Origin of the sequence: Brevundimonas sp. (assembly GCF_041919755.1) — a bacterium.
Classification (GTDB): Bacteria; Pseudomonadota; Alphaproteobacteria; order Caulobacterales; family Caulobacteraceae; genus Brevundimonas.
Genome location: NZ_JAYRTD010000014.1, coordinates 42,325 through 53,620, shown reverse-complemented (window position 1 = coordinate 53,620; position 11,296 = coordinate 42,325). Strand labels below are relative to the sequence as shown.

Annotated in this window: 13 protein-coding genes; 8 read left to right on the top strand and 5 right to left on the bottom strand. The window is 67.1% G+C overall.

Annotation, left to right across the window (positions count from 1 at the left end; translation table 11 throughout):
* Positions 1–29 precede the first annotated feature (29 nt).
* The gene (locus ACE3TH_RS13990; protein ID WP_374600663.1) at positions 30–2,867 is read left to right on the top strand and encodes an ATP-dependent DNA helicase; all 2,838 of its coding nucleotides are present in this window, start codon (positions 30–32) and stop codon (positions 2,865–2,867) included.
* A 7-nt stretch (positions 2,868–2,874) separates the two neighbouring features.
* On the opposite strand, the gene ACE3TH_RS13985 is transcribed toward ACE3TH_RS13990, so the two are convergent.
* Both ACE3TH_RS13985 and ACE3TH_RS13980 read right to left on the bottom strand, forming a co-directional pair.
* Positions 2,875–3,072, bottom strand: a complete 198-nt coding sequence (locus tag ACE3TH_RS13985) for a hypothetical protein (RefSeq protein WP_292175695.1) — start codon at positions 3,070–3,072, stop codon at positions 2,875–2,877.
* A gap of 116 nt (positions 3,073–3,188) precedes the next feature.
* Entirely contained in the window at positions 3,189–3,707 is a 519-nt protein-coding gene (locus ACE3TH_RS13980; RefSeq protein WP_374600627.1) for a hypothetical protein, read from the bottom strand.
* 138 nt (positions 3,708–3,845) lie between these two features.
* Between ACE3TH_RS13980 and ACE3TH_RS13975 the strand changes: the two genes are divergently transcribed.
* From ACE3TH_RS13975 to ACE3TH_RS13960, 4 genes are read left to right on the top strand one after another with little or no spacing between them, the layout of a single operon-like run.
* Positions 3,846–5,060 carry a threonine ammonia-lyase gene (locus ACE3TH_RS13975; RefSeq protein ID WP_374600625.1) on the top strand — a complete coding sequence of 405 codons (1,215 nt, stop codon included), beginning with the start codon at positions 3,846–3,848 and terminating at the stop codon, positions 5,058–5,060.
* Positions 5,041–5,565, top strand: a complete 525-nt coding sequence (locus ACE3TH_RS13970; RefSeq protein WP_374600624.1) for an FKBP-type peptidyl-prolyl cis-trans isomerase — start codon at positions 5,041–5,043, stop codon at positions 5,563–5,565. Before ACE3TH_RS13975 ends, ACE3TH_RS13970 begins: the two co-directional genes overlap by 20 nt.
* Before the next feature lie 42 nt (positions 5,566–5,607).
* Positions 5,608–6,609, top strand: coding sequence for a 4-hydroxybenzoate octaprenyltransferase (gene ubiA / locus ACE3TH_RS13965; RefSeq protein WP_374600622.1), 1,002 nt, complete (start codon positions 5,608–5,610; stop codon positions 6,607–6,609).
* Positions 6,606–7,433, top strand: a complete 828-nt coding sequence (locus tag ACE3TH_RS13960; protein WP_374600620.1) for a DUF3298 domain-containing protein — start codon at positions 6,606–6,608, stop codon at positions 7,431–7,433. The genes ubiA and ACE3TH_RS13960 overlap by 4 nt, the downstream gene beginning before the upstream one ends.
* Before the next feature lie 4 nt (positions 7,434–7,437).
* Here ACE3TH_RS13960 and ACE3TH_RS13955 read toward each other — a convergent pair whose 3' ends face one another.
* The 3 genes from ACE3TH_RS13955 to ACE3TH_RS13945 are packed head-to-tail and all read right to left on the bottom strand — an operon-like array spanning position 7,438 to position 9,014.
* On the bottom strand, positions 7,438–8,376 hold the full coding sequence (locus ACE3TH_RS13955) for an alpha/beta fold hydrolase (RefSeq protein ID WP_374600618.1): 939 nt from the start codon (positions 8,374–8,376) through the stop codon (positions 7,438–7,440).
* Between the two features lie 33 nt (positions 8,377–8,409).
* A complete protein-coding gene (locus ACE3TH_RS13950; RefSeq protein WP_374600616.1) occupies positions 8,410–8,607 on the bottom strand; it encodes a helix-turn-helix transcriptional regulator in 198 nt (65 codons plus the stop codon).
* Positions 8,604–9,014: a hypothetical protein gene (locus ACE3TH_RS13945; RefSeq protein WP_374600614.1), complete on the bottom strand. Its 411-nt coding sequence runs from the start codon at positions 9,012–9,014 to the stop codon at positions 8,604–8,606. Before ACE3TH_RS13945 ends, ACE3TH_RS13950 begins: the two co-directional genes overlap by 4 nt.
* 137 nt (positions 9,015–9,151) lie before the next feature.
* Here ACE3TH_RS13945 and ACE3TH_RS13940 point away from each other — a divergent pair, with 137 nt between their 5' ends.
* The 3 genes from ACE3TH_RS13940 to ACE3TH_RS13930 all read left to right on the top strand — a co-directional run bounded on the left by ACE3TH_RS13940 (position 9,152) and on the right by ACE3TH_RS13930 (position 11,194).
* Positions 9,152–9,808 (top strand): methyltransferase, encoded by a 657-nt coding sequence (locus tag ACE3TH_RS13940; protein ID WP_374600612.1) that lies wholly within the window; start codon positions 9,152–9,154, stop codon positions 9,806–9,808.
* A 90-nt stretch (positions 9,809–9,898) separates the two neighbouring features.
* Positions 9,899–10,261 carry a hypothetical protein gene (locus tag ACE3TH_RS13935; protein ID WP_374600610.1) on the top strand — a complete coding sequence of 121 codons (363 nt, stop codon included), beginning with the start codon at positions 9,899–9,901 and terminating at the stop codon, positions 10,259–10,261.
* Between the two features lie 87 nt (positions 10,262–10,348).
* Positions 10,349–11,194, top strand: coding sequence for a neutral zinc metallopeptidase (locus ACE3TH_RS13930; RefSeq protein WP_374600608.1), 846 nt, complete (start codon positions 10,349–10,351; stop codon positions 11,192–11,194).
* Positions 11,195–11,296: the final 102 nt, after the last annotated feature.

Sequence of the window (11,296 nt, the reverse complement as noted above, 5' to 3'; positions counted from 1 at the left end):
CTCTCGACTCGCTTCCTTCCCGCTCGGCCCTGACCGGCAGCGAGCCCTGGCTCGACCTGCCGCCCGCCCTTGCCGTGCCGCCTGGTGCAGGCGCGATCTGCGACGACAATGGAGCGCGCAAGGTCGGGCGGGGCGCGGCGGAGGGGGCGTTCACCACCGCACCCGTCATGGTCGCCCATGCCAGTTTGACGGCGCGGCGGCTGGGCATCGCGCCGCCCGCTCGATCGCATGACTTGCTGGATGTGCTGGAGCTGTTCGCCTTCGTCCGGCCGGCGCGGTTCTGTGCGCCGTCACCCAGTGGCCTGGCCCTGGCCATGGGCATGACCGAGCCGAGGGGCGCGGAGGCGCAGGCTCGGGCGCTGATGGACGCCGCCGATGGCCTGCTGCGCGAACTGGCCGATCCGGCCTATCCGGGGCGGGAAGAGGCCTTCACCCTGGCCGAGACCCTGTCGCGGGCGGGCTGGAGCTGGGCGTCGCGGGTGACGGGGGCCTTGCAGCATCAGCTGATCCGCGCCCGTCAGCATCGCGGCACGGGTTTGGACGCCTGGTCGCGCCTGCCGGAGTGGGAGGATGAGGCTCCTCGCGGCGAGGCGGGGTCGGCGCCGGTCGATAGCGAGTCCGCCCGCATCCGTCTGGAGAAGCTGTTGCACGCCTCCGGCCTGGACGAGACCCGCCCGACCCAGTCCGACTACGCGGCCGAGGCGGCCTATGCCTTTTCGCCGCGCAATGAGGAGGGGCGGCCCCGTGTCCTGCTGGCGGAGGCGGGAACCGGCACGGGCAAGACCCTGGGCTATCTGGCCCCGGCCAGTTTGTGGGCCGAACGCAATCAGGGGGCGGCCTGGGTCTCGACCTATACCCGTGCGCTGCAACGCCAGATCGACCGCGAAAGCGCCGCCCTCTGGCCCGATCCAGCAGAGCGCAAGCGCAAGGCCGTGGTCCGAAAAGGGCGCGAAAATTACCTTTGCCTGCTGAATCTTCAGGACATGATGCAGGCGGCCCAGCTGGGCAACGGCGACCTGATCGGCATGGCTCTCGCCAGTCGCTGGGCTATGCACAGCCGCGACGGCGACATGACCGGCGGCGACTATCCCGGCTGGCTGCCCGGCCTGTTCGCCACCGCGCCCAGCCATCAGGCCAGTGCCGCCAATCTGGTCGACCGGCGCGGCGAATGCGTCCATGCGGCCTGTCCCCACTACCGGACCTGCTTCGTCGAAAAGACCATTCGCGCCAGTCGCCGGGCCGATCTGGTGGTGGCCAACCACGCCCTGGTCATGACCCAAGCCGCGTTCGACGGTGCCCGGTCGGCGCGGGGCCTGAAGCAGGACGGCGAGACCGCGGCGCTGAAACGCATCGTCTTCGACGAGGGCCACCATCTGTTCGACGCCGCCGACAGCGCCTTTTCCGCCTGCCTGTCGGGTCAGGAGGCGGCCGAATTGCGCCGCTGGCTGCGTGGACCCGAGGGGCGCGGGCGTCGTGGGCGCGGGCTGGAGCAGCGGCTGGGTGACCTGTGTGCCGACAATGCCGAGGCGACCAAGGCCTTGCAGGACGCCGTCCGCGCCGCCGCCCAACTGCCGGGCGAGGGCGTGTCGGGCCGCATCGCGCCTGCGTCCGGCGAGGTCAATCCGATCGGGCCGATCGAGCGGTTTCTGGTCGCGGCGCTGGAGCAGCTTCGGGCACGAACCAGCGAGGGGACGGGACCCGGCGGGGCCGAGTTCGGCATGGAATGTTCCCTGCGCCCGGTCACCGATCCGGTACTGGAGACGGCACGCGAGGCGGCCAAGGCCCTGGCCGATGTCGAGGCTCCCCTGCTGGCCCTGTCGCGGCATCTGGAAGACATTCTCGACGACGAGGCGGCCGAGCTGGACGGCGCGGCGCGGGCGCGGATCGAGGGCGCGCTGCGCGGCCTGGATCGCCGCGCCCGCATGACCCTGCCCGGCTGGCGCTCCATGCTGGCGGCGCTGGAGGTGTCGTCAGACGAGCCGGACCCCGACTTTCTGGACTGGCTGTCGGCCGAGGCTGCCTTTGGCCGGATTACAGATGTGGCCCTGCGCCGTCACTGGATCGACCCGACCGTGCCGCTGGAGGCGGCGGTCGTAATGCCTTCGCATGGCGTGCTGGTCACCTCGGCCACCCTGTCCGATCCCCTGTCGGACGACCCGTTCGACATGGCCCGCCTGCGCACCGGCTCGGCCCGCCTGATCGAACCGGCCCGCACGCTGAAGGTCGAAAGTCCCTTCGACTATGCGACCAACAGCCGGGTCATCGTCGTCAATGATCTGACCAAGGACGACCCGCGTCAGACGGCGGCGGCGATGCGCGAACTGTTCCTGGCGGCGGGCGGCGGGGGGCTGGGCCTGTTCACCGCCATCCGCCGGTTGAAGGCCGTCTATGAGCGGCTGGGACCTGACCTGGCCAAGGCAGGCATCCCCCTCTACGCCCAGCATGTCGATCCGCTGGAAGTCGGGGCCCTGGTCGACGTCTTCCGGGCGGAGCAGGACAGTTGCCTGCTGGGCACCGACGCTGTGCGGGACGGCGTGGATGTGCCGGGCCGATCCTTGCGTATCCTCGCCTTCGACCGCGTGCCCTGGCCCCGTCCGGACCTGCTGCATAAGGCGCGGCGGGCGCGGTTCGGCGGTGGACCTCAGGCGCGCAGTTTCGACGACGCGTTGGCCCGCGCCAAGATGGCCCAGGCCTTCGGTAGGCTGATCCGGCGAGCCGACGACAAGGGCGTGTTCGTCATGCTGGACGCCGCCGCCCCGACGCGGCTCTTTGCCAGCCTGCCGCTGGGTTGCGAGGTGCAGCGGATGGGATTGGCCGAGGCGGTGGAACTGGTCGGCGGATTTCTCTCAAACACCCCAGGTCGTTAACCCGTCTTCAGCCAAACAGGGTGGGTCCGAAGACGGCGGCCATGGCAACGGCCCCACCGACCACGGCGACCACCGCCCCGGCCACGAAGGCGGCCCAGGTGCGGGCCGCGCGCTTGCGGCGGAAGGCGCCGGTCTTGACCGAACGCAGCAGGACCATGGGCTTCTTGCCGAAGGCTTCGGACCCGGTGATGTTGTGCTGGGACATGGACGCGCTCCCCTCTGGAATGAACGAACCAGACCCAAGCGGACCAGACAAGGCGAAACAAAGGCGAACGCGGTTCACAAACCGATCTGTGATCGGATCAACGGCGTCAGCCGACGCTACAGTGTTACCGGCACCCGGCGCCCGCCGCGCGTCTGGACCCGCTGCATCAGGACGATGGGGTCGCCGCCCGCGCTGACCGTGGCGATCAGGAACCATTCTCCGTCGGGCAGGCCCTCATAGGCGAAGCGGTTGTTGGCGCAGGTCGCCTGGCGCACATAGGAGCGATAGTCCCCGTTCGGATCGGGCACATTGCGCGAGCGCACGACCGAGGCCGGCAACGCCGCACGATCCGTCGACCCGTACAGGGTCTGGAACCGGTGGCGGGTATAGGGCGTCACCGGCGTCAGCACGACCGAGCCGGTGCAGGCAAACGCCTGGCCGTCGCGGCGATAGTCGACCCGACCGTCGATCGAGGCCGGTCCCGACCGTTCCGACCAGGCGAAGTCCGCCGCGCTGAAGGTCGAGGACATGGCCCCGCCATAGACCGGCTCCATCGGCGTGGTAGCACAGGCGCTCAGGCTGGCGACGGCGGCTAGGGCGATCAGGGGACGGGCGAACGGCTTGAGGGTGGACATGGGCGGGTCTCCGTAAGCGTGCGACTGGGCTGGCGCACAGAAGGCCCAAAGGGGTCGAAGGTCAAGGTTGCGGCCCGCCTTCCGCTGGGTCAAAAGCGGGCATCAGTCCGGCGTCAGACCGGACAGCAGGGACACCCCATGAGCGTAACCCCCACCGTGACCTATGATGATATCCTGGCCGCCCGCGACCGCATAGCCGGCCAGGTCGACCGCACCCCGGTGCGCCATTCCCGCCGCCTGTCGCTGCTGACCGGGGCCGAGGTCTGGGTCAAGTTCGACAATCTGCATTTCACCGGCAGCTTCAAGGAGCGCGGGGCCCTGAACCGGCTGCTCCAGCTGACGCCGGACGAGCGCAGGCGCGGCGTGGTTGCCGCCAGCGCCGGCAACCACGCCCAGGCCCTGGCCTACCACGGCGGGCGGCTGGGCATTCCCGTGACCATCGTCATGCCGGAGGGTACGCCCTTCGTGAAGGCCGACGGCACGCGAGCCCACGGGGCAACCGTCGTCATCAAGGGCCTGGATTTCACCGGCTCGACCGAAGAGGCGCATCGTCTGCGTGACGAGAAGGGTTATGTCTTCATCTCGGCCTTCGACGACGAAGGCATCGTGACCGGGCAGGGCGTCTGTGCCGTGGAGTTCCTGGAAGATGCGCCCGATCTGGACGCCCTGATCATCCCCATCGGCGGCGGCGGCCTGATCGCAGGCTGCGCCGTCGCGGCCAAGGCCATGAAGCCGGACATCCGCATCTTTGGTGTCGAGGCGGCCATGTATCCCTCCTTCACCGCCAAGCGCCGCGGCGAGACCCCCAAATGCAGTGGTCAGACCATCGCCGAGGGCATCGCCATCAAGGCCGTGGGCGACATCCCCTTCGCCATCGCCGATCCGCTGATCGAAGACGTCCTCGTCTGTCAGGAGGCGGATTTCGAGACCGCCGTTTCCTACTATGCCACGCTGGAGAAGGCGGTGGCCGAGGGCGCGGGCGCGGGTGGTCTGGCAGCCCTGCTGGCCTATCCCGACAGGTTCAAGGGCATGAAGGTCGGTTTGGTCCTGTGCGGCGGCAATATCGATGCGCGTATGCTGGCCGTCGTTTTGAATCGCGAACTGGTGCGCGAGAAGCGGCTGATCGTCTATCGCATCCTGGGTGACGATCGCCCCGGCATGATGTCGAAGATGAGCGGCGTCATCGGTGGCCTGGGTGGCAATATCATCGACGTGGTGCACAACCGGCTGGCGCTGGACGTACCCGCCAAGGGTGCGGAGTTCGACATCATGGTCGAGACGCGCGGCGAGGCGCATGCGCAGGAAATCAGACAGGGACTGGAGGAGGCCGGTTATGCGCTACGCATGGGCTAGGCCACTGGCCGTCATCGGAATGCTCGCGGCATTGTCCGCCTGCAACCGCGGCGAGGACACGCCACCGGTCGATCCGGCCATCGCCGAGGCGAAGGCCTTCATGGCCGACAACGCCAGGGCCGAGGGCATCCAGACCACGCCCTCCGGCATCCAGTACAAGGTGTTGAAGTCCGGCCCGACCGGCGGCGAAAGCCCCGACAGCAACGACCTGGTCAGCGTCCACTATGAGGGCACCCTGACCGACGGGACGGTGTTCGACAGCTCCTATCAGCGCGGCATACCGGCGGTTTTCACCCTCAATGAGGTCGTACCCGGCTGGACCGAGATCGTGCAGCGCATGAAGGTCGGCGACGAATGGCTGGTCTATATCCCGCCCGAGCTGGGCTATGGTGATCGGTCGTCAGGCCAGATTCCTCCGAACTCCGTACTGGTTTTCCGCATGGAACTGCTGGCCATGGACCGGGTGCCAGGCGTGGCTCCGCCCCGCAGCGCGGCGATGGGATAAGGCTGCACTCCGGTCGCCCATGGAATTGTCTGGAAGCCTGACATGACATCCACCCCCCTCCCCGATGCCGGTTCGAACTGGGTGGACCGGCATGCGCCGGAGGGTCTGAAGCCCTGGCTGAAACTGGGCCGGTTCGACCGGCCCATCGGCGTCTGGCTGCTGCTGCTGCCGGGCTGGCAGGGGATCGCGCTGGCATTGGCGCAGTATCGAAAGACGCCGGACCTTTATGACGCCTGGCTGGTCGTGGGCTTTGCCATCGGGGCCTGCCTGATGCGGGCGGCGGGCTGTGCCTTCAACGACATCGTCGATCGCGACATCGACGCCCAAGTGGCGCGAACGGCTCAGCGGCCGATCCCGTCCGGCCAAATCAGCGTCAGACAGGCCTGGGCCTTCGTGATCGGATCCAGCCTGATTAGTCTGCTCATCCTTCTGACCCTGAACCTGACGGCCATTCTGCTCGGCGTCGGATCGCTGGCGTTGGTCGCGGCCTATCCCTTCATGAAGCGTATCACCTGGTGGCCCCAGGCCTGGCTGGGACTGACCTTTAACTGGGGCGCACTGATGGGTTTTGCGGCGGCGAGCATCTTGGTTTCAGCTTGGCCGGTGCCTCTCGCTGTTTCCGCGCCCATCCATCCGATTGTCGCGTTGCTGATCCCTGCCCTCCTCCTCTATCTCGGCGGTATGTTCTGGACCCTCGGCTACGACACTCTTTATGCGCTTCAGGACATCGAGGACGACGCAATGGTCGGGGTGAAATCCTCGGCGCGGCGGCTCGGAGGTAACATCCAGACAGGTGTCGGCGTCTTCTATATTCTGGCCGTCGTCTTCGCCGGACTGGCGGGGGCCTTTGCGGGCCTCGGACCGCTGTTCTGGATCGGGCTGGCCGCCTATGCGCTCCATCTGGCATGGCAGACGCGGCGGGTGAGGGCTGACGACGGCGCGCTGGCGCTGCGTCTGTTCCGATCCAATCGCGAGGCGGGGTTCGTCCTGCTGATCGCCATTATTCTGGGTGTCCTATGGCCCCTGCAAGGAGTTGCCCCATGAAGACCGTCCGCACCCTGATCCTGACCGCCGCCGTCGCGACGACCCTCGCTGCCTGCAACCGCGACCGCGAGACAGCACCCAAGACCGAAACGTCCGCCGCGCCGGGCGCTGTCTCTACGGCCGCCGCCGCGCCCATGGCGTTCGACAGCGACACCCCCTTCGCCAAGGTCAGGCTGACCCTGCCGGACGCCATCAAGACCCAGCCTCAGCTTCATTCCGCCCTTTACGCCAAGGAGGTTCAGACCCTGCGCCAGTTCGTCGAGGGCGCACAGGGCGAGCAGGCCGAAGCCGGGTTCGACGAGCAGCGCCCCCCTTACGAAAAGACCATCGCCGTGACCGCAGCGGGCGAGACGGCTGGCCTGCTCAGCCTCAAGCGGGTGGACTTCGACTATTCCGGCGGGGCGCACCCCAATACGATCACGACCGGCATCCTGTGGGACAAGACGGCCAAGGCGCAGGTCCCGGGCACCGCCCTGTTCCGCCCCGGAGCCGACATGACGGCGCTGGATCGGGCTCTGTGTGCCGCGCTGAACACCGCCAAGAAGGCCCGCTCGCCCGACAGCGCTCCAGTGACCCTAACCGGTTCGGACTGGTCCTGCCCCCGCGCCGCGGCGACGCCCTTTGTCCTGGCGGCAGGGTCCGAACCAGGCAAGGCTGCGGGCCTGATCTTCCTGGTCGGTCCTTATCAGATCGGTCCCTATTCCGACGGGGCTTATGAAGTCGCTCTGTCTGCCTCGACCTTCCAGTCCCTGCTGGCCCCTTCCTGGGCCGGTCAGTTCGGCGGCACGCTCGCCCGTACCGGGGACGTAACCCCGACACGATAGGCGATCACTCCGCCAGGAACCGGTCCGCGACGGCGGCGAACCGCTCCGGCTGATCGGCCATGATGAAGTGGCGGCTGTCGTCGACCCGCTCGACGTGCACATTCGGCAGGCCGGCATACTCGCGGGTCCACATTGCATCGGCCATAGAGGCGGCGGCCCCGCCGTTCGCATCCGACGCATAGATGGCCCAGACCGGTGTCGTCATGCCGGCCAGACCCGGTCGGGCGTCTGTCGTCATGACGTCGCGAATGGCGGATGCCAGGGCCTGACGGTCCGAGGCCATCGACCATTCGACCATGGCGGTGCGCGTCGCGGGATCGCGTGCCAGTCCGACAGCCCCTTGCGTCTGTCCGGCCCGAAAGGCGTCGGCGTCGGGGTTCAGCATCGACTGCGCCGCCTGTTCGGCGAAGGGGCGCGCGGCCTCGACCGTGATCTGCGGTCCGAACAGTGCGCTGAAGAAGGGCAGGCTGTCGACGCTCATGACCTTGCCGACCAGATCGGGATGCGCCTGTGCCAGCAGTATGCCGCTCAGCCCACCCATGGAATGGCCGATGACAGCAGGCTTCTCCAGCCCGGTGTCGCGAATGTAGCGCGCCAGTTCCTCGATCATCGGCGCGACGAACGGGCCGTCGCCGTGGGTCCAGGGTTCACCGGCGAAACCGGCCAACTGGACCAGATGCACCCGGTGCGTCGCCTTCAGCCGGTCCGCCTCCGCCCGCCAGACCTCGCGCGAGGAGGCGAAGCCGGGGATCAGGATGACGTCAGGACCGGTGCCGACCACCTGAACCGACAGCCGATCGGAGGTGTAGGCAGAACTTGCGACAGCATTCGGTGATTGAGCGAAGGCCTGGCCCACACCGACCGCGAAACAGGGGGCGCAGACGGCCAGTCCGAACAGGGCAGCACGCAGCCGGGGCCGCGCCTTGAAGAAGGCGTCCAACATATCAGTCTCCAGGTTTGAGGGTTGTCGCCGGCCTCAGCCGTGCGGGTTTTCGAAGATATCTTCCACGGGTCGCCCGAACAGGACGGCGATCCGGTACGCGAGGTCCAGGGAGGGGTCGTGCTTCTCGGTCTCCAGGGCATTGATCGCCTGGCGAGAGACCCCCAGCGCCTGGCCCAGTTGTTCCTGGGTCCAGTTGCGCTCGACCCTCAGAAGTTTGAGCCGGTTCTTCATGGGCGGCTGCCCTGGATGAAGGGCGAGACGACGCCGAATATGCCCCAGAAGGCGGCATAGATCAGCCAGCCGGGCAAGTGAGGGGCATTGGCGAAGGTCTCGGCAAATCCCCAGAAGGTCGCCAGCGCCATGGCGAGGCCGGCGGAAACGATGAACTGCTTGGCCGTGACCGCCCGCATGAACTCGTCGCTCTCGCGGATCAGGCTGAGCGTGGCCCACAACTGACCGACGACGGGTGCGGCGACGGCGGCGGCGAGGCCCCATCCTGCTGGCTTGCCAATGATGTCGTCGAACGCATCGGTCGTCATCATCGAAATGCAGACCAGCATGTAAGGGATCATGAAGGCGAGCGTACGGATGATATATTTCCGATGGGCAGGCGTGCCGGTCTTCCAAGCATTCAACATGATGCGTCCTTTCGATGTAAGGCCGACCTTACACGAGTTAAATGTCGTGTCAACCTGACATTCTATCAGGCGCGCCTGACTTGGCTAGCTCCCGGATCCTCTTGACCTGAGGTCCATGGCCGCGCTTTTGCCGATGAATGCCCATCGCCGATCCTATCGCCTTCATCACAGCCAACACGCGCGTACAGACCGTGCCGCACGCGCCGGAGATTTCTCTATGGCTGGCCGACGAGGTGACGCCGATCTGGCGGATGACAGAGGAGGCGCTGGAGGAGATCGGCCTGCCGCCGCCGTTCTGGGCCTTTGCCTGGGCGGGCGGACAGGGTCTGGCGCGCTGGCTGCTGGACAATCCGCTGGAGGTGGACAGCAAGGCGGTGCTGGATCTCGCCGCAGGATCGGGACTGGTCGGGATCTCCGCCATGAAGGCTGGCGCTGCCTCGGTCCTGTGTGCGGACATCGATCCGTTCTGCGAGGCGGCGGTGGCGCTGAACGCGGCGCTGAACGGCGTCGAAGCCGCTTACACGACAGAGAATCTGCTGCATCAGCCCATACCGGATGTGGACGTGATCTGCGCCGGTGACGTCTTCTACGAAAAGCCGATGGCTGACGCCGTGCTGGCCTGGCTGGTCGAGGCACACGCACGAGGGATCCGCATTCTGGTCGGCGACCCGATGCGGACCTACTTTCCCAAGAGCGGCTTTGAGCTGCTGGCCGAATATCATGTGCCGACCACGCGAGAGCTGGAAGACCTGGCTATCAAGCGCACGCGGGTCTGGACCTTGTCGGGCACCTGAACCGTCACGCTTGGCGATCCGGCGATGCGGGCCCATGTTGCGACGATGAAAGTTCTGCCGTTCCCACTACTCGGCCTTACGCTCGCTGTCGTGACAATCCCCGCCGAGGCACTTGCTCAAACGCTGCCACCGGCATGGCAGACACGGCCCGGCGCGCTTGCCGTCGATGCGCAGAGGTATCGCGCTGATCAGAACCGTCTGGAAATGGAGCGGCTGCGACTGGGGGCCGACCAGCGCCGCCTGGAAGCCCAAGCGGGGCAGTTGCAGACACAGGTCAATCGGGATCGGATCGTGGGTGCGCGTCAGCCCGAGCCTGTCCAGCCGCAGCCCCTCCCCGCCCTGCGCTCGCCGGAGCAGGAACGCGCCGCACGACAGGCGGCCGAACAGCGGCGAATTACGCATGATGCCGCGGTCGGCCAGATCGACGCCTGGCTGAACCGACAGGTCCCCTGAGCGCGATCGCCCTGCATCCCTTCCCTGACTGCGGCGTTCCGGCCTAGCTTGGACCATTGAAGGCTTTGGGGACGAGGGAGAGCGATCATGCGGTGGCAGGGTGGACGGCGCGGCGGCAATATTGAAGACCGGCGCGGAATGGGCGGTGGCATCGCTGCCGGCGGACTCGGTTTGGGCGGCGTCGTCATCGTCGGCCTGATCTATCTGTTCACCGGCCAGGATGTGAGCGGCGTATTGCAGACGGTCGAGCAGGGTCGGGGCAGCAGCCAGCAGGGTCAGGTCGGCAGTCCCGAGGACCAGGCCGGGGCCTTCGTCGATGTGATCGGCGCCAATATCGACGACGTCTGGCGCACGAAGATGCAGGGTTATCAGCCTCCGGTCGTCGTCCTTTATGAGGGCGGAACGGGCACGGCCTGCGGCACGGGCCAGGCCGCCATGGGGCCCTTCTATTGTCCGGCCGACCAGCAGGTCTATCTGGACCTGTCTTTCTGGCAGGAACTTGAGACGTCGCTCGGCGCGTCAGGGGCCGAGTTCGCGCGGGCCTATGTTATCGCTCACGAATATGGCCATCACGTCCAGACCCTGACCGGGACTTCGCAACAGGTGCAGCGCGCGCAGCAGCGCGCGCGCGGTCAGGCCGAGGCCAACCGCTATTCCGTCGCTCTGGAGCTGCAAGCTGACTGCTATGCCGGCATGTGGGCCCGCAACGCCTCAGCGGTGTCGAACGGCCAGGTCGCCGTCGAGGCGGGCGATCTAGAGGAAGGCATGCGCACCGCCGCGGCCATCGGTGACGACACGCTTCAACGACGCAGTGGGCGGGCGGTCCAGCCCGACGGCTTTACCCACGGATCCTCGGCTCAGCGTGTCGCGGCCTTGCGTCGTGGCTATGAGGCGGGCGACCCAGCGGCATGTGATATCGCAAACATGGGCTAGACGCCCGGACAGGACAATTATTGAGAATGTGTCGCAATAGAGGTTGCGGCAGAGCCGGAAAGTGATAATGCGAACCGCTCGCATTACCTCTCTTACCGGATA